This window comes from Pseudomonas sp. W2Jun17, assembly GCF_023127795.1.
Lineage (GTDB): Bacteria > Pseudomonadota > Gammaproteobacteria > Pseudomonadales > Pseudomonadaceae > Aquipseudomonas > Aquipseudomonas synxantha_A.
On sequence record NZ_SPKO01000038.1, the window covers coordinates 67,526 to 84,790 of the forward strand.

The 17,265-nt window shown below is 59.2% G+C and carries 15 protein-coding genes; 8 read left to right on the plus strand and 7 right to left on the minus strand.

Annotation, left to right across the window (positions count from 1 at the left end):
* Window positions 1-23: 23 nt before the first annotated feature.
* The 3 genes from E4O98_RS25260 (at window position 24) to E4O98_RS25270 (ending at window position 3,934) form a co-directional block, all read left to right on the plus strand.
* On the plus strand, window positions 24-1,682 hold the full coding sequence (locus E4O98_RS25260; protein ID WP_248136538.1) for an acyl-CoA dehydrogenase family protein: 1,659 nt from the start codon (window positions 24-26) through the stop codon (window positions 1,680-1,682).
* A gap of 75 nt (window positions 1,683-1,757) precedes the next feature.
* Window positions 1,758-3,230 (plus strand): AMP nucleosidase, encoded by a 1,473-nt coding sequence (gene amn, locus E4O98_RS25265; protein WP_164699529.1) that lies wholly within the window; start codon window positions 1,758-1,760, stop codon window positions 3,228-3,230.
* A 71-nt stretch (window positions 3,231-3,301) separates the two neighbouring features.
* Window positions 3,302-3,934 carry a pseudouridine synthase gene (locus tag E4O98_RS25270; RefSeq protein ID WP_005791693.1) on the plus strand — a complete coding sequence of 211 codons (633 nt, stop codon included), beginning with the start codon at window positions 3,302-3,304 and terminating at the stop codon, window positions 3,932-3,934.
* Here E4O98_RS25270 and E4O98_RS25275 read toward each other — a convergent pair.
* A complete protein-coding gene (locus tag E4O98_RS25275; RefSeq protein ID WP_025999909.1) occupies window positions 3,929-4,138 on the minus strand; it encodes a DUF2788 domain-containing protein in 210 nt (69 codons plus the stop codon). The genes E4O98_RS25270 and E4O98_RS25275 overlap by 6 nt on opposite strands.
* Before the next feature lie 197 nt (window positions 4,139-4,335).
* A complete protein-coding gene (locus E4O98_RS25280) occupies window positions 4,336-4,815 on the minus strand; it encodes an Lrp/AsnC family transcriptional regulator (RefSeq protein WP_003194418.1) in 480 nt (159 codons plus the stop codon).
* Between the two features lie 416 nt (window positions 4,816-5,231).
* On the opposite strand from E4O98_RS25280, the gene E4O98_RS25285 reads away from it, so the two are divergent.
* Window positions 5,232-6,188 (plus strand): DUF6515 family protein, encoded by a 957-nt coding sequence (locus tag E4O98_RS25285; RefSeq protein WP_248136540.1) that lies wholly within the window; start codon window positions 5,232-5,234, stop codon window positions 6,186-6,188.
* Here E4O98_RS25285 and E4O98_RS25290 read toward each other — a convergent pair.
* Window positions 6,185-7,078, minus strand: coding sequence for a cation diffusion facilitator family transporter (locus E4O98_RS25290; RefSeq protein WP_032879326.1), 894 nt, complete (start codon window positions 7,076-7,078; stop codon window positions 6,185-6,187). The two genes, E4O98_RS25285 and E4O98_RS25290, sit on opposite strands and share 4 nt — an antisense overlap.
* A gap of 9 nt (window positions 7,079-7,087) precedes the next feature.
* Complete coding sequence (locus tag E4O98_RS25295; RefSeq protein ID WP_005791686.1) at window positions 7,088-7,507, minus strand: hypothetical protein; 420 nt, start codon at window positions 7,505-7,507, stop codon at window positions 7,088-7,090.
* A gap of 318 nt (window positions 7,508-7,825) precedes the next feature.
* On the opposite strand from E4O98_RS25295, the gene E4O98_RS25300 reads away from it, so the two are divergent.
* The 4 genes from E4O98_RS25300 to E4O98_RS25315 all read left to right on the plus strand — a co-directional run bounded on the left by E4O98_RS25300 (window position 7,826) and on the right by E4O98_RS25315 (window position 12,181).
* Window positions 7,826-8,476 carry a hypothetical protein gene (locus tag E4O98_RS25300; RefSeq protein ID WP_103734845.1) on the plus strand — a complete coding sequence of 217 codons (651 nt, stop codon included), beginning with the start codon at window positions 7,826-7,828 and terminating at the stop codon, window positions 8,474-8,476.
* 54 nt (window positions 8,477-8,530) lie between these two features.
* Window positions 8,531-11,041, plus strand: a complete 2,511-nt coding sequence (gene hrpB, locus E4O98_RS25305; protein WP_248136542.1) for an ATP-dependent helicase HrpB — start codon at window positions 8,531-8,533, stop codon at window positions 11,039-11,041.
* A gap of 128 nt (window positions 11,042-11,169) precedes the next feature.
* Window positions 11,170-11,742, plus strand: coding sequence for a hypothetical protein (locus E4O98_RS25310; RefSeq protein ID WP_005791681.1), 573 nt, complete (start codon window positions 11,170-11,172; stop codon window positions 11,740-11,742).
* A 13-nt stretch (window positions 11,743-11,755) separates the two neighbouring features.
* Window positions 11,756-12,181 (plus strand): hypothetical protein, encoded by a 426-nt coding sequence (locus tag E4O98_RS25315; protein WP_005791680.1) that lies wholly within the window; start codon window positions 11,756-11,758, stop codon window positions 12,179-12,181.
* Window positions 12,182-12,596: 415 nt separating this feature from the next.
* Here the strand turns inward: E4O98_RS25315 and E4O98_RS25320 are convergent, their stop codons facing one another.
* From E4O98_RS25320 to E4O98_RS25330, 3 genes are all read right to left on the minus strand, one after another.
* Entirely contained in the window at window positions 12,597-13,553 is a 957-nt protein-coding gene (locus tag E4O98_RS25320) for a TauD/TfdA family dioxygenase (RefSeq protein WP_032879332.1), read from the minus strand.
* A 31-nt stretch (window positions 13,554-13,584) separates the two neighbouring features.
* Window positions 13,585-14,322: a TSUP family transporter gene (locus E4O98_RS25325; RefSeq protein WP_005791677.1), complete on the minus strand. Its 738-nt coding sequence runs from the start codon at window positions 14,320-14,322 to the stop codon at window positions 13,585-13,587.
* 330 nt (window positions 14,323-14,652) lie between these two features.
* The gene (locus tag E4O98_RS25330; protein WP_248136543.1) at window positions 14,653-17,109 is read right to left on the minus strand and encodes a membrane-bound PQQ-dependent dehydrogenase, glucose/quinate/shikimate family; all 2,457 of its coding nucleotides are present in this window, start codon (window positions 17,107-17,109) and stop codon (window positions 14,653-14,655) included.
* Window positions 17,110-17,265: the final 156 nt, after the last annotated feature.

The following is a 17,265-nucleotide window of genomic DNA, read 5'->3' on the forward strand; positions in this document are numbered from 1 at the left end:
GGCCTTTTTCCAGGAGGCCCGTCATGAACCTGCATCAGTTTGCCGAAACCCACGACGTCACCAATCAGCCACCGTCCCTGGACGGCACCAACCTGTATCGCATCGACTTGCCCCTGCAGCAATGGTCGCGTCGCTTTGGCGCCGGCTGGGCCGAATCGCGTATCGATGCCTACGGCGCGCTGGCCGGAGGGCCGTTGATGGCAGCCGGGTTCCTGGCCAACCAGAACAAACCGGTGTTCAGCAGCCATGACCGTTATGGTCATCGCATTGACCTGGTGGAGTTTCATCCGGCTTATCACGAACTGATGCGCACTGCTGTTGAGCATGGCCTGCCGTCGCTGCCCTGGGCTCACCCGCAGCCCGGCGCCCATGTGGCCCGTGCGGCAATGACCTACCTGCACAGCCAGGCCGAGGCCGGCACCGGTTGCCCGCTGACCATGACCTTCGCCTGCGTTCCGGCCTTGCGCCTGCAACCGGACCTGGCAGATCGCTGGTTGCCGAAAATCCTTTCGACCCAATATGACCCACGCAACGTCGGCATTGCCCACAAAGCCGGCGCCACCATCGGCATGGCCATGACCGAGAAGCAGGGCGGCACCGACGTGCGGGCCAACACCACACGCGCTTATCCGGTGGGCGCGGGTGGGCCCGGCCAGGCCTATGAACTGGTGGGCCACAAGTGGTTCTGCTCGGCACCGATGTGCGATGGCTTCCTGACCCTGGCCCAGACCGACAAGGGCCTGACCTGTTTCCTGCTGCCCCGGCACCGCCCGGATGACACGCGCAACGAGTTCTATATCCAGCGCTTGAAGAACAAACTCGGCAACTGCTCCAACGCGTCCAGCGAAGTGGAGTTTCGCGGCGCCCTGGCCTGGATGGTCGGTGAAGAGGGCCGGGGTGTGCCGACGATCATCGAAATGGTCGCCATGACCCGCTTCGATTGCATGGTCGGCTCCAGCGCCTTGATGCGTCAGGCGCTGACCCAGGCCAGCCATCACTGCGCGCACCGCCTGGTCGGTGGCCGCGTGCTCAACCAGCAGCCGCTGATGCAGAACGTCCTGGCCGACCTGGCATTGGAGAGCGAAGCGGCCCTTGCCTTGAGCCTGCGCATGGGGCGCGCCCTGGATCATCTTGAAGATGAACAGGAAGCCAAGTTCGCTCGGCTGGTCACGGCGGTGGGCAAGTATTGGATCTGCAAGCGAGCGCCCGCGATGATCAACGAAGCCGCCGAATGCATGGGCGGCGCCGGGTATGTGGAAGACAGCATCCTGCCGCGTCTTTACCGTGAGGCGCCGGTGAACTCGACATGGGAAGGTTCCGGCAATGTGCAATGCCTGGACGTACTCCGCGCGTTGTCCAAAGAGCCGGGCGTGCTGGAGGTGCTGTTTGTGGAGTTGGGAGACGGTCATGGTGACAAGCAACTGGCGCGGCATATCGAGCAGTTGAAGTTGGCGTTTATGGACACCCAGGACATTCAGTACCGTGCGCGGCAGTTGACTGAGGATATTGCCGTGGCGTTGCAGGCCAAGTTATTGCTGGAGGCAGGAAATGCGGCGGTCAGCGACGGGTTTATCGCCAGCCGGTTGGGCGAATCGTCGGGGCGGGTATATGGCACCTTGCCGCGTGGGGTGGATGTAGAAGCCATAGTCGCGCGCTCAACCCCGCCATCTCCCATATTTTAAGGTGCATTCCAATCCGGCTGTTTCGGTGAGGCCGGGATACAGGCAAGATAAAGGCCTGCAAGTCCAGAACACAGGATGCTTACCGTGACCGAAGCTTTTGTTGTCGTTAAAACCGCCGAAGAAGCCGTGGACCGGCTGGCGGCTCTGCATGAGCAAGCCACCGGCGCGCTCAATCAAGCCCTCAAGCAATACCTCAAGGACCGCGTCGAGCCCGACGCCGCACAACGTGCACTGTTTCGCTACCCGGAACTGCGCCTGACCTACCACTGCCATGGCGAAGTCCCACAGACCACCCGTGCATATGCCAAGGTGCAACTGCCGGGTACCTACAGCGTCACCGTGACCCACCCCGCCGCGTTTCGTAAGTATCTGCTGGAGCAACTGGTGCCGCTGATGCACGACTTCACCGTCACGGTGGAAGTGGGCGTCAGCCAGCAGAACATTCCGTACCCGTACGTGGTGGAGCAGGGCGACGAACTGGCCGGCTCCGGCGTGACCGCCGCGACCCTGGCCCGCGTATTCCCCAGTACCGACCTGTCCGCCGCCACCGACGGCATTGCCGATGGCCTCTACGACTGGGAAAACACCGACCCGCTGCCCCTGGCATTGTTCGACGCGGCACGCGTGGACTTTTCCCTGCGCCGCCTGGTGCATTACACCGGCAGCGATTGGCGCCATGTACAGCCGTGGATCCTGCTGACCAACTACCACCGCTACGTTGACCAGTTCATCCTGCACGGCCTGGAACAACTGCGCAGCGACCCGCGTTTTATCCGCATGGTGCTGCCGGGCAACGTGGTCATCGACAAGAGCATGGACCACGGCGAAGCCTCGGCGATTGCCGCCGGCGTGGTCTGGCATCGCTACCAGATGCCGGCGTATCACCTGCAAGCCAGTGACGGCCACGGCGTGACCCTGGTGAACATCGGCGTGGGCCCGTCCAACGCCAAGAACATCACCGACCACCTGGCCGTGTTGCGCCCGCATTGCTGGCTGATGATCGGCCACTGCGGCGGCCTGCGCCAATCCCAGACCATCGGCGACTACGTACTGGCCCACGCCTATATGCGCCGTGACGGGATTCTTGACCGCGTGGTACCGCCGAACATCCCGATCCCGGCCCTGGCCGAGGTGCAGTTGGCGCTCCAGCAAGCGGCGGCCCACGTCACTGGCGAAAAAGGCGAAGAGCTGAAAAAACGCCTGCGCACCGGTACCGTGCTGACCTATGACGACCGTAACTGGGAATTGCGCTGGGCCCAGGAACGGCCGCTGATCAACCTGTCCCGCGCCGTGGCCGTGGACATGGAAAGCGGCACCATCGCCGCCCAGGGTTACCGTTTGCGCGTGCCTTACGGCACCTTGTTATGCGTATCCGACAAACCCTTGCACAGCGAGATCAAGCTGCCGGGTTCGGCCAACGCGTTCTACGAGCGTGCGGTCAGCCAGCACTTGAAGATCGGCATCGAGGCGGTCGACCTGTTGCGCACCGAACTCAACTCGTTGCACTCGCGCAAACTGCGCAGCTTCGACGAGCCGCCGTTCCGCTAAGCGGTTGGGATGGTCATTTGGCGGTCAGGCCACTAGCATTGTCGGTCCTGACCGTTAGATGTTTCTTTGCCATGTCCCGTCCTACCCGTCCCGATTCGCGCCGCCCAGGCGTGAAACCTTCGCAGCCTGTTCGGCGTGTCGCCAAGGCGCCACCGGCCGAGCCGAAGCTGATCCTGTTCAATAAGCCGTTCGACGTGTTGACCCAGTTCAGCGACGAAGGCGGTCGCGCGACCCTCAAGGATTTCATCGACATTCCCGGTATTTACCCGGCCGGGCGCCTGGACCGTGACAGCGAAGGCTTGCTGCTGTTGACCAACGATGGCCAGCTTCAGGCGCGCATCGCCGACCCCAAGCACAAGCTGGCGAAAACCTACTGGGTGCAGGTGGAAGGCGAGCCGACCGAAGAACAGCTCCAACGCCTGCGCGATGGCGTCGAACTGAACGACGGCATGACCTTGCCTGCCGAGGCCCGTCAGTTGGATGAGCCGGCATTATGGCCGCGCAACCCGCCGGTACGTTTTCGTAAAAGCGTGCCCACCCATTGGCTGGAATTGGTGATTCGGGAAGGACGCAACCGTCAGGTTCGGCGCATGACTGCCGCCGTGGGCCTGCCGACGCTGCGCCTGGTGCGCGTGCGCATTGGTGACTGGTCTATCGACGGCCTGGATCAAGGCCAATGGAAAGCAGTACCGGCGCGCCTATAAAGCGCCGGACTCGATCAAGCCGATCACCACGCTCTTGATGATGAACGCGGCCACGCCCAGGCCCAGCACGAAAAACAGAATGAATGAGCCAAAGCGCCCGGCCTTGGATTTCTTCGCCAGGTCCCAGACGATAAAGCCCATGAAAATGATGAGGATAGTGACCAGGCCGGTCATCATCCATTCTTCAAACAGGGCGGGGTCGATGTTGTTCATGGGGCTATTCCAGCAAGACAAGCGAGCAGTATACGGCAGCGTTACAGACGCAACATTGACCTGAGTCGAAGCACAATCCAAATGTGGGAGGGGGCTTGCTCCCGATGACTGAGTGTCAGTCAGTTATTTATCAACTGACCTACCGCTATCGGGAGCAAGCCCCCTCCCACATTTGAATCTCTGTGTTCTCAGGTGCGCAGGTGGGTCAGCGGCAGTTCGGTGCTGTTGAGTACCTGGTTGAGCACAAAGCTGGAACGCACGCTGGTCACCCCTTCGATGCGGGTCAGATGGCCCAGCAGCAGTTTCTGGTAATGGTCCATATCCGGCACCACCACCTTCAACTGGTAGTCCGCATCCATCCCGGTCACCAAACTGCATTCCAGCACTTGCGGCAAGGTGCGAATGGCGGCTTCAAAATTCTCGAAACGCTCCGGCGTGTGCCGGTCCATGCCGATCAATACGTAGGCTGTAAGGCTAAGGCCGAGCATCTTGCGATCCAGCAGGGCGACCTGGCGGGCGATATAGCCGTCGTCTTCCAATTGCTTGACCCGGCGCGAGCAGGGCGAAGGCGACAGGCCGATGCGTTCGGCCAGCTCCTGGTTGGAGATCCTCGCGTCGCGCTGCAATTCCGCCAAAATACTCAGGTCGTATCGGTCAAGCTTGCTCATTGGGTTGGCCTTTGTCGTAACTATTGCGGTGAATTATCCATGAAGGGTTAAAAATTGCGCAAGCACTGTTTATTGACGCAATCTTCGCAATCATCTGTCCGTCCGGCACGCCTATGATTACCAACAGAATCACCGCCTGGACAACAGTCCACAGCAGCCCGCCCAATCAGGCCCGCTGCGGCCGCCGCCCCAGCAGGGTTGAGCCGGCCTCCAGGCTGCACACTGTCCACAAGACGGCGTGAGGTGAGCCAACGTCAAAAGCGTTGAGCACGGACGAAATTCTCAAGGGGTGGCCGACGGGTCACCCCTTTTCTTTTGCCTTGAGAAAATAGTGCCCACGACTGATAACCTGCGTGAGAACCGGGTGAGGCTTTTCCAGTCTCATGTGTAGGCCCTAATCCGCAGTGAGGAAAAGCATGAAGCGCATCTGGCGTATGGCAGGTGTTGGTTTGCTGGTGGCAAGCGTCGGCACGCAGGTAATGGCCGACGAGCGCGATAACTCACCGGGCCCGGGTCAACGGCCTGAGCACAATCAGCCACGTCCACAAAACCCGCAGGATGATCGCGGCGGCCAGCACGATGGTGGCCAATGGCAAGGTCGCCCGCAAGGTCATGAGCCAGGGCGACCTGCACCGCAACCTTCCAATAACCTGCCGATCCAGGGCCGGCCCGATACGGTGCGCCAGACTCAGGAACCGCGCCAGGGTTATTACCGTGATATCCCCAGGCGCCCCGATGACAATCGGCATTGGGAGGCTGGCGGCCCCGGTTCGCGTCCGGGTAACGATCGCCCCGGTGATAACCGCTGGCCAGGCCGCCCCGACGGGCATGGCAACGGCTGGGGTCCGGGCCCGCAACATCGCCCTGGTTATGTCATCGACCGTTTTCCCGACCGCAATTACCGCGTGCCTTACCGTGGCCAGGACTACTTTTTCTCCGGCGGCTACTGGTATCGCCCCCAAGGCCCACGCTACGTGGTGGTGACGCCACCCTATGGCATCCGTGTGCATTACCTGCCGGACTATGCGCGTGAAGTATGGGTAGGGGGCTCGCTGTTGTTCCTTGCCGCTGGCGCGTACTACGCCTATGAGCAAAGCACCCAGCAATACGTGGTGGTGCAGCCTCCTGCGCAAGTGCCATCACCCCAGCCGGCGCCGCAAGGCAACGGCTATGACGTAGTGGCCTACCCTGCCAACGGCCAATCGCCGGCGCAGGTGCAGCAGGACGGCTACGACTGTTATCGCTGGGCGGTGCAGCAAAGCGGCTTCGACCCGCGCACCGTCACCTACGCCCCGGACCCGGCGGTGGTGCAAACCTACCGCCAGGCCCAGGGCAACTGCCTGGGCAGTCGTGGGTATCAGGTGCAGTACTAGGTTTTGTTGCCGGTGACCACTTCCAGCGGGTCGGCGTGCACCAATACTTCGGCTTTCGGGTATTCCCGGTGAATGGCGTCGGCGGCCTGGTCGCTGATGCCGTGAGCCACCGACAGCGTCAATTCCCCCGGCAACTCCAGGTGCAGCTGCACAAACCAGTGGTTGCCGGAAACCCGCGTACGCAAGTCGTGGGCACCCAGCACGCCGGGTACGCCACGAGCCAGTTCCAGCATGTGCTGGCTGACATCTGGCGGTAACTCTTCGTCCATCAACACCGCAAAGCTTTCGCGGGCGATCTGGATCGCACTCCACAGAATATAGGCGGCGATACCCAGGCCAAACCAGGCATCGACCTGATGAAAGCCAAAACCGGCCAACACCAGCGCAATCAGGATGCTGCCGTTGAGCAGCAAGTCCGAGCGGTAGTGCAGCGAGTCGGCGCGCACCGCGTTGGAGCCGGTCTCGCGCACCACGCGGTGTTGCAGCATCAGCAGGGCCACGGTCAGCGCCAGCGACAGGATAATCACGCCAATGCTCAGCCACGGTGCGCCGACCGGCTCCGGATGCTTGAGCCGTTCAAAGGCCTGGAGCGCAATCAGCACCGCACTGCCGGCAATAAACAAGGCTTGCGCCATGCCCGCCAGCGACTCCGCCTTGCCGTGCCCGTAACGGTGATCGTCATCGGCCGGGCGCAGGGCGTAATGCACGGCCAGCAGATTCAACAGCGAGGTCACGCCGTCGAGCAGCGAGTCGGTCAGCCCGGCGAGCATACTCACCGAGCCGCTGAGCCACCAGGCGATGGCCTTGGTGATAATCAGCACACTGGCCACGCCCACTGAGGCGCGGGTGGCCAGGCGCAGAAGCCTGGCGTGTTCGGGACTGCTGGTCATGGGCTGTCCTTACGCGGCGGGCTGCAGGCCCAGGGACGCGAGTTGTTGCACGCTGCCCTTGAACTGGATCAGACGCGGGTCGTCCAGCGGCAAGCTGCGGCCGGTTTCCTTCTCAATGATGCTTTGCAGCTTGGCATTGTCGACCTTGCCGTCGGCGCCGATGGCTTCGTGCAATTTCTCGGGCGCGACCTGGGCGGTCTTGCCGGGTTCGTAGTAGATCGCGCCCGTGGCGAAGTCGACCCCAAACGCGATCAGGCCCGGGATCACGTAGAACAGCAGGCCGACGGCATCGAGCACGGCAATGGCCGGGTCGATCTTGCCGTCGATCTGGCCACGGCGGTCGGGGTAGAAAATCGAGCCGCAGGCGGTGAGTTGGCTCAGCAGGGTGACGGCGAGGACACCGCCGATGACACGGGAAGCGATACGCATGAAAAAGTCTCCTGAACACGATTTAAGGGTGACTATAAGCCAGATCTGCCAAACGCTTATGAACCAATGTGGGAGCTGGCTTGCCTGCGACAGCGTCGGTTCGGGGAATACAGCGGTGACTGTCACACCGCTATCGCAGGCAAGCCAGCTCCCACCTTTGACTGCATTCCCATTCCAAAGAGTGGGTATTTTTGAGACCTGCATCGGCATCCGGCAGTTCGCCGTTATACTCGCCGTCCTGTCTGGACGCCAATGGTGTTCAAGCTTTTCTGTTTGCAGACGAAACACCGTGCAGTTTACAAAAATCAAGGAAGGATGATGACTGAAGAGCAGCAGGCAAACACACTTTATAACCGGACTTTTTGTGAAGATCTGAAAGCTTTTTTCGTCGAATACTCCAGTTTGTTCCTGGTGTATTTGTTGTTTTCCATGGCGTTGATTTACTGGGGCACTTGTCTGAAACCCGAAGTTGGCGAGCTCTTGAACAAAGCTTACGGTGAAGGACTGGCACCTATTTCTATCGCAGTACTAATGGTCATAACCTGTCTGATCATCGGTATCACCCGTCTTATTGCACCCGTTTCATATGCAGCAAAGGAGCATTGGCTGGTGATCATGGCCTTGGCCCTGACGAAATTCATGATCAGCTTGATGGTTACTTATTACGCTTACCTGTTGGGGTTTCTTGCTGCCTGCAGGTTGCTTGAATTTCCCGTCGACATTGTGCTGTGGAAAGGGGCTTTTATTTTTCCGCTCTTTATATTCTTTATCCACTGGGCTGCGCCGCGAGTGTTCTTTGACTCGTTTCATTCAAATGTCGATTTGGATATTGTTTTAAGTCTTGGGACCCTTGGCGTCGGGGCCATCGTGGTTTTTGTGTGTCTCTATCAAAAACCTGAAGAGAGCTCCGACGAAAAGCAGGACGTCAACTCGATGGTCATGTGTTGGTATGGACGACCCATACATTAGGCAGTCGCCGGATCGGTTACGCCTCTTAACTGCGCGGATTACCAGAGAACCCTTATGAATTCGTTGCCGATCGATGATGTTTTACCCGCCCTGCGTGACGCCTTGGCGCATCGCCATGAAGCCGTGCTGGAAGCGCCGCCTGGCGCCGGTAAAACCACCCGCGTGCCGCTGGCCTTGTTGCATGAGCCGTGGCTCGCCGGGCAAACCATCCTGATGCTCGAACCCCGGCGCCTGGCCGCACGGGCCGCCGCCGAAAGACTGGCCAGCGAGCTGGGTGAAAAGGTCGGTGAGACCGTGGGCTACCGCATTCGCCTGGACAGCAAAGTCGGCCCCAACACGCGTATCGAGGTGGTGACCGAAGGCATCCTCACTCGCCGCCTGCAGGACGACCCGGCATTGGATGGCGTGGGCCTGTTGATCTTCGACGAATTCCACGAGCGCAGCCTCGACGCCGACCTGGCGCTGGCCCTGAGCCTTAACGGGCGCGAGCTGTTTCGCGACGACCAGCCGCTGAAGATCCTGCTGATGTCCGCCACTCTCGAAGGCGAGCGCCTGGCGGGCTTGCTGGATGACGCGCCGATTCTGCGCAGTGAAGGGCGCATGTTCCCGGTGCAGATGCGCTGGGGCCGGCCGTACCAGGCCGGGGAGTTTATCGAGCCGCGCGTGGTGCAAACCGTCCTCGAAGCCCTGCATGACGAGACCGGCAGCGTGCTCGTGTTTTTGCCGGGGCAAGCGGAGATTCGCCGGGTCAACCAGCAACTGGCCGAGGCCTTGGGTGATCGCCCGGATGTGCTGTTATGCCCCCTGCACGGTGAGCTGGACCTCAACGCCCAGCGCGCCGCCATCGACCCGGCGCCGGCCGGCAAGCGCAAAGTGGTGCTGGCCACCAACATCGCCGAGACCAGCCTGACCATCAACGGCGTGCGCGTGGTGATCGACGCCGGGCTGGCGCGGGTGCCACGTTTTGACCCGGGCAGCGGCATGACGCGCCTCGACACCCAGCGCATCTCCCGTGCCAGCGCCACCCAGCGCGCCGGTCGGGCAGGGCGGTTGGAACCGGGGGTGTGTTATCGGTTGTGGTCCGAAGACCAGCATGACGGTTTGGCCGCCTATGGCAGTGCGGAAATTCTCGCCGCCGACCTGGCCGGGCTGGCCTTGCAACTGGCGCGTTGGGGCGTGACGCCCAGCCAGTTGGTTTGGCTGGACATCCCACCGACTGCCGCCTATGCCCAGGCTCAGGAGCTGTTGCAACGCCTGGGTGCATTGAACGAAGCAACCCTCACCGCCCATGGCCAGAAGATGGCCGAGCTGCCGGCCCACCCGCGTATTGCCCATCTATTATTGCGTGGCCAGGACCTTGGGCTGGCTGCCATGGCCTGTGACGTGGCAGCCCTGTTGGGCGAGCGCGATATCCTGCGCGGCGGCGGTGCCGACTTGCACAGCCGCCTGGCGCTGATGGCCGGTGAAGAACGCGCACGCGGCACTCAGGGTGGCGTGCAGCGCGCCAAGCAGTTGGCACGGCAATACCGTGGCTACCTGCGCGGCAAGGCGACCCAGCCGGTGGACAATCCCGACCACCCGCGCTGGCTCGGCGCCTTGCTGGCACTGGCCTACCCGGACCGCGTCGCCCAGCAACGTCGCCCCGGTGGCGCTGAATATCGCCTGGCCAATGGTCGCGCGGCGCTGTTTGCCGAAGCCGACAGCCTGATGAAACAAACCTGGCTGGTGATCGCCGACCTGGGCAGTCGCCAGGGCCAGCGCGAAGAACGCATCTACCTGGCGGCGGATTTTGATCCGGCGTTGTTCGACACGGTGCTGGCCGAGCAAGTGCGCAATGTCGACCAACTCGACTGGGACGAACGCGAAGGCGTCTTGCGTGCCGAGCGCCAACGCAAAGTCGGTGAACTGGTACTCAGCCGCGAACCGCTGACCGGCCTCGACGAATCCGCCCGCAGCCAGGCGCTGGTCAACCTCGTGCGCCGCAAAGGCCTGGAACTGCTGCCCTGGACTCCGGAACTGCGTCAGTGGCAAGCCCGTGTGATGCTGTTGCGCCAACTCGACGCCGGCAACACCAGCGAGTGGCCCGACATCAGCGACAAGGCGCTACTGGCCAGCCTCGAACACTGGTTGATGCCTTACCTGGGCAAGGTCTCGCGCCTCAGCCATTTCGCCAACCTGGATATTTCCAGCTACCTGCATAACCTGCTGCCCTGGCCATTGCCCCAACGCCTGGAAGAGTTGGCGCCGCAGCATGTGAAAGTGCCGTCGGGATCATCGGTACGCCTGGACTACAGCGAGCAGCCGCCGATTCTGGCGGTGCGCTTGCAGGAATTGTTCGGGCTGGCAGACACCCCGCGTATCGCCGGCGGGCGCCTGGCCGTGAAGTTGCACCTGCTGTCCCCGGCGCGGCGGCCGGTGCAGGTCACGCAGGATCTGGCGAACTTCTGGCGCAGTACCTACGCCGAGGTGAAGAAGGATTTGAAGGGGCGGTATCCGAAGCATTACTGGCCGGATGATCCGTTGGTGGCCGAAGCCACAGCACGGGCAAAACCTCGAGGCACCTGAGCAGTAATGGCAGCGCGCCATTAGCCCATCCGCCCTAATTGTGCCTGTCCGAGCCGCCTCCTAAAGTGGCGGCCCGAACAATAACAAGTTGCTGCCTGGCAACGTGTACCCAAGGAACGGAACTGCCCATGTCATTTCTCTTCAAGTTCAAGAAGTTGATCTTCTTGTCGGCTGCGCTGCTGTTTGCCTCCAATTCGGCAAATGCCGAAGAGCCCAATCCGATTGGTGACTGGTGGATTATCTACGGCAACGGCGTGGCCCAAAAAAACATCATGTACGTCGCCGATGCCACGTCGGTAGTGCCTTCTGAAAAAACTAAAGGCGCGACCATGGTCGCGGTGACCCTGGTTTATGAAGAGCCCGGCAAACCAATGATCGACGTGTACAACCTCGAAGCCCAGTGCTCTACGGGCAAAGTGCGCTTTATCAATGGCCAATCCGTCGAGCGTCTGGCTTACACCCTGCGCCATCTGAAAGTTGCCAATCAATGGCAAACCCCGAAAGAGTTCTGGGTACAGCAAGCGCTGAAGTTTGCCTGTGCGCCGGGCAGTCGAGCTAAAAACGACATGGCCGCCGTGGGCAAGATGGAATACCTGCAGATGATCGAGATGCTGCAGCAGATGTTCTTCAAACTCGCACCGATTCAGGAAAAGAGCCAGATGATGGACAACATCGACAGCCTGCTCGAACTGAATAAATAAGCCGGGACAGCCAATGACTTACATACGCTTATTGTTAACCACTCTGTTGGCCGTCTTGCTCTTGACTGGCTGTTCCACTATTGCGCAAAGCCGCTGGGAAGGGCGTGATATGCAGGAAGCGCTGGACTTGTTCGGCAAACCCGATTCGATGAAAAAGGAACTCGGTTCGAACGGCGAACCCTTGGCGGTGCTGACCTGGTACAAGTCCGCGAGCTGGACCACCACCGAAGCGGCCGGGACATCAATGACCCATACCGGTAATGGCATGGTGTACACCGAACACTATCAACAAGTCGGGCACAGTTCCGATTGCAAATTGCAGGCGAAGATCAATCAACAAAAGAAGATTGCGCAGTTCCTGATCGAAGATGGACGAATTCTTCATGGCAAGTGCACCAATGTCAGGTATGTCCCCGGTTATATTCCCCCAGGAATGTGAGCGGTCTTCGCGGTCAGGGGCCTTGTGCCGTTATGGTGTATTGGGGCCAGAGGGGCGTGGTTGGCTTTTGAATGTCAATGTTTTCCCGTCTGAGCTCCCTTCGCTATGCGCCGTGGTGTGTCAACCCTCTATAAAATCCCCTTTCCAAATGTCAATCCGTCATAGCGTGATTGACAGTCAACGGTGTTTCTCACGCAAACCTCATAAGCCCGGTAAGTCAGGGGCTACAACGCTGTCAATGTCGAAGGTGCTAGTTGGTACGAAGCATTACTGGCCGGATGACCCGTTGGTGGCCGAAGCGACGGCCCGGATCAAACCCAGAAAGCCTTGAGTGTAAGTAACTCCCCAGTCGTTTTGATGACTGGGGGGTTACCTGAAAGCGTTGAATCACAGCAAGGAGGTTGTCTTGAAGGGCTTAAAGCGCTTCAAGCGCACTGTCAAATTGCTTATGCGCGTCTGGCAGCGATTTGCTCGCTTGGGCGTGGATGCCGCAGGTGTACTCGATGAACGAATGCCCGGCGGTTTCAGACTGGGCAATATTGTAGTTCTGAAAGGGCAGCATGGCCCTGCGTACCGGGGATTGATCCAGGATGTTCTTGAATGTGGTGCTCGCGTCATCAGCGATCCACAGCCTTCTTACTTTTCTCTGCTGGTTGCCATCGATGAATTTATGCCGGGCATGCAGGACCCGCAGGTTATCCATCACCAGGATGTCCCCTGGCTCAAGGCTGATGGGGGTAATGTAACGCTCGTTGGTGGAGTAGTGGGTCTGGATGTATTTAAACGCCGCGCTGGCCCATTCGGGAATAAACGCAGTGCTGTCATAGCGGTAGCGAATTCTTAACGTTTCGTCATCGATTTTTTCAAAGACGGCGCAATCGATGGACAGCAAATCGTCGCGGCAGTAAGTGACACTGCCGCTGGTCATCAATATTTTTAATGTGTCAGCGTGATGGGCAAGCAGGTCATTGTAGATTTTCTGCCCATCCACCAGGAAGTTGTCGCCGCCAAATTCAGGCTTTGAAACGCACTGGAGAATGACGAATTTGGGTGGCGTGATTTTTTTCGCAGTGCCCTCTACGTAGGCGATGCCATTCAAGAATGACCCATCGGTATGCGGGAAAAAATCGCTCGACAGTTCGCCATGATAATCATCCTTGAAGCGTTGCCAGTCCTTGTTGATCGGCTCGCCACCGCCCACCACACCGTGTTCATCGGACTTGGTATGAAACTGAATCAGCCCAAACTTGCCGGCGGTCTCTCTAAAGGCTTCCAGAGAGTGGTCTTGAGGCTTGATAACGCAATATCCATGCTCTTTCAGAAACGTTGAGATTTCTTTGGTTTCAAAAAAATCAAACTTACGTATGCTCATTTCACGCTCCTTGTTTTATTGGAAGAACTTTTTACAGGCCGTTGAAAAAATGATCGAAGATCATCTTCAAACCAAAAAACGTCACCCCTGCCTTTAACAGCATTGCGCCGACACGCTGCGATATACGGTCTCTGAGAAAGCCGCCCAGGTACGAACCCAATGTAGAGGCGGTAATCATGATGATGATCAGGTTGGCGTAATCCATGAACGCAAAACCTGCAATAACAAAGGCGGCGACCTTGAGCCCGTGCAGTACGCTCATTTGCATGGCGTGGGTGACAATGACTTCGTTTTTATTAATATTCATCTTCATCAGGATGGGCTGCGATATCAAACCGGTTACGGCCACGAACAGTGAAAGGAAGGTTTGAAAAAAGCCCACCAGGGCAAAGTTTTTAAATATAAAACCCAGGCGTGCGACGATCTTGGTCCAGGTGATGGCCAGGATGAAGAAGCCGAGAATCAGTGATAAATATTGCTCGGGAAATTTGCCGATGAAGAAGTAACCGATGAACGCGCCGACCAGGCAGCCGATAACGTATTTAGGCAGGATTTCCACTTTTGCACTTTTGAAGTCAAACGCGAATCGACTGGCGTTGCTGACCATTTGAATCAAGCCGTGAACCGGTACAACCGCAGAAATGGGGATGAATTGAGGCATAACCGCAAGCAGTCCAATCCCGCCGCCCACGCCAATGGCAGCCGTCATGAATGACGTAATAAAACTGACGCCCACCAATAGATACAAACCATCAGAAAGTTCGAGCATTGTTAATTCCTATCCAATTTTATAAAGCGTAAAGCGTATATATCGATGCGCAGGCTTCTCATCAGGTGAGTAAACCGGGCGCAATCGCCTGCGAGCGCGCTGAGAGAGTCAGGCGCTTTGAATCTGGCGTAGAAGTGGGTATTGCTACGTGAATAAAGGGCAGCAGTGATGGCCGCTACTTATAAATTTCCCGCGATAAGTCATTAGCCTGTCATCACTCTGAAGTGATGCGACACGTGCCAGAAACTACGCCATGACTGAGGGGGGTAGAACATGCATATGTTTTACCCACCGATACGCTCATGGCGAGCCTCTCTTACAGCACTCGATTTACTGCTCAGGCAGGGCCCAGGCGATGATGCTGTCACCTAACTTGGTTGGGATTCGGTCATGACCGCCAACCACCGCCACCACGTACTGTCGACCCTGGCTCATGTAGGTCAAGGGTGAAGCCTGATTGCCTGCCGGGAGGCGTTCTTCCCAGAGCAGCTCACCGCTTTCGCTGTTGTAAGCCCGCATGAACCGGTCAATAGCGGCGCCGATGAACGTCACGCCGCCAGCGGTTGTCACGCCGGTTGCATCACTCGGCGTACCGATTTCGAAGCGCATCTTGGAGGCTATCCCCCAAGGTCCACTGTCATAGCCTGTGCCGAACGGGCGGCTCCACACGACATCGCGAGTGCGCAGGTCGATACCGGAGATAAAGCCCCAGGGTGGCGCAATACAAGGCTGGTCCAGGGATGACATCCACGGGTCTTTAATTGCGCCGTAAGGTAGCCCGGCCTGGACGCGGAAGCCCTGGGCGTTGCCCGGCGACTCCTGGAACGACTTGGCATTGATGGCGTCGAGTTGTTCGCGCGGTACCAGCCCCTGCATATAAGGAAGGCGCTGGTTGTTGATGATCAGCAGCCCTCGCTTGAGGTCGACCATCACACCGCCCCAGTTCAAGCCGCCATGATGGCCGGGGAAGATCAGGCTTTGCTGGCCCACGACCGGCGGGGTGAAGATCCCTTCGTAGCGTGCCTGGCGAAATTCGAGGCGACATTGCATCTGATCGAAAGGCGTCAGGCCCCAGGCATTGGCTTCGGTCAGTACTTCCGGTGTTTTCGATGGACGCCCCATGGTGCTCGGCATATCAGGGGACAGTGGCTGGGTGGCTGCGGTGTAGTCTCCCGGGGCGGTGCCCTGTGGGACAGGAGCTTGCACGATATCCACCAGTGGTTCGCCGGTGGCGCGGTCAAGCACGAACAACTGGCCGGATTTGGTCGCCTGGATTACGGCCGGGCGTGGCCCGGCAGCCGTCGGAAAATCAATCAGGCTGGGTTGCGGGCTCAGGTCGTAGTCCCATAGATCATGGTGGACTGTCTGGAAGTGCCAGCGGACTTTACCGGTGGTGGCGTCCAGTGCGACCAGGGACGAGCTGAACTTGTCTTCTTGTGCTGTGCGGGTGCCGCCATAGAAGTCGCCCGCTGCGTTGCCGGTGGTGACATACACCAGGCCCAGTTCATCGTCGGCCGACAGCGGTGCCCACGAGTTGGGGGTGCTGAGGGTGTAGGTCTCGTTGTTACCCGCGGGGGCGTTGGTGTCTGGCCGGCCCAAATCCCAGGCCCACTTCTGTTTGCCGGTCACTGCATCGTAGGCGCGCACCACGCCCGAGGGGGCAGGGCGCACATCCGAGTCGAGTACTCGGCCACCGGTGATCACCACCCCGCGAATGACCAGAGGGGCAGACGTGATACCCGTCGAGCCTTTTCTGAAAGTGCCCAGCCCGTCTTTCAAATCCGCAAAGCCTGCGTTGCCGAAGTCGGGGCACGCCTGGCCGGTCAGGGCGTCTACCGCGCCGAGGCGAATATCATTGGTGCCCCAAATGATACGCGAGGCGCACAAGCCACTGGCATTGGGGACTTCGAAATAAGAAACACCACGGCAATAGGCGCCGCCATTGGCGAAGTAGTCCGGGTCGACTTTGGAGTCGAATCGCCAGTTCTCCTTTCCAGTGGTGGCATCCAGGGAAATGATGATTTGCTTGGGGGTGCAGGTGTAGAGCGAGTTACCCACCTTGATCGGCGTGGCTTCGTTCAAGTACTTGGTTTTCTCACCGGGTTGCTTCACGTCGCCGTGGTGGTATTCCCAGGCTTTGACCAGGCCCGACACATTCGAAGGCGTGATTTGCGACGCGGCTGAATAGTGGTTGCCCAGGTTGGAGCCTGCATAGGCGGTCCAGTTGGTCTCGGTGTGTGACGCGGCAATATTGCCGTCTGGAGAGGCGACAGAACTGCGGCTGAAGGCGGCGGCGGGGCGTGTGGTGGCAAGCGTCGAGTCGGCAAGGTGAACGCTTGTGGGGAAGAACAGCGGCACCAGGATGGTAGCCCCCATCACCAGCGGCAGCACACCCATAATGGTGAAGTAATGACTTTTTCTGACCTTGGCAAAATCACGCCGTACCACGGGCCAGAACGCCAGGAACGGCACACTGAGAACCGCCAGCCAGGCCAGGCGTGGAATATAGGCCCAGCCATCGTAACCAGACTCCCACACCGCCCAGGCATAGGTGGCCACAGAGGCTGCGCCATAAAGATAGAGGCCCAAGGACTTTTTCAGGCCCAAGAGGATGGCCGATAACAACAGCGCGGTGCCCATCATCGCGTAATAGGGTGACCCGCCCGCGGCCATCAGCACGCCGCCTTTATAGGCCAGCATCACGCCAAGCAGGGCAACCACTGTGTTGTACACCCCGAACAGCAGGTTTGAGACTCCCGCTGCACTACCCAACGTCCTTTCGTTCATGGCCACCATCCCTGTGCGATTCGATACGGATCCGAGTCCGAGCGGCGCGCATGATTGCCTATTGTTGTAACGAAATACAATATGTAGTGAAAAAATTAACTGTTTGGTGATTTTTTTGTATTCTGTTTTGATCAGAAACAATTGTGCTAGGCTGCT

Coding starts and splice junctions, on each gene's coding strand:
- E4O98_RS25260 (WP_248136538.1), top strand. CDS start 24: ATGAACCTGCATCAGTTTGCCGAAACCCACGACGTCACCAATCAGCCA.
- amn (WP_164699529.1), top strand. CDS start 1,758: ATGCTTACCGTGACCGAAGCTTTTGTTGTCGTTAAAACCGCCGAAGAA.
- E4O98_RS25270 (WP_005791693.1), top strand. CDS start 3,302: ATGTCCCGTCCTACCCGTCCCGATTCGCGCCGCCCAGGCGTGAAACCT.
- E4O98_RS25280 (WP_003194418.1), bottom strand. CDS start 4,815: ATGAGCAAGCTTGACCGATACGACCTGAGTATTTTGGCGGAATTGCAG.
- E4O98_RS25285 (WP_248136540.1), top strand. CDS start 5,232: ATGAAGCGCATCTGGCGTATGGCAGGTGTTGGTTTGCTGGTGGCAAGC.
- E4O98_RS25290 (WP_032879326.1), bottom strand. CDS start 7,078: ATGACCAGCAGTCCCGAACACGCCAGGCTTCTGCGCCTGGCCACCCGC.
- E4O98_RS25295 (WP_005791686.1), bottom strand. CDS start 7,507: ATGCGTATCGCTTCCCGTGTCATCGGCGGTGTCCTCGCCGTCACCCTG.
- E4O98_RS25300 (WP_103734845.1), top strand. CDS start 7,826: ATGACTGAAGAGCAGCAGGCAAACACACTTTATAACCGGACTTTTTGT.
- hrpB (WP_248136542.1), top strand. CDS start 8,531: ATGAATTCGTTGCCGATCGATGATGTTTTACCCGCCCTGCGTGACGCC.
- E4O98_RS25310 (WP_005791681.1), top strand. CDS start 11,170: ATGTCATTTCTCTTCAAGTTCAAGAAGTTGATCTTCTTGTCGGCTGCG.
- E4O98_RS25315 (WP_005791680.1), top strand. CDS start 11,756: ATGACTTACATACGCTTATTGTTAACCACTCTGTTGGCCGTCTTGCTC.
- E4O98_RS25320 (WP_032879332.1), bottom strand. CDS start 13,553: ATGAGCATACGTAAGTTTGATTTTTTTGAAACCAAAGAAATCTCAACG.
- E4O98_RS25325 (WP_005791677.1), bottom strand. CDS start 14,322: ATGCTCGAACTTTCTGATGGTTTGTATCTATTGGTGGGCGTCAGTTTT.
- E4O98_RS25330 (WP_248136543.1), bottom strand. CDS start 17,109: ATGAACGAAAGGACGTTGGGTAGTGCAGCGGGAGTCTCAAACCTGCTG.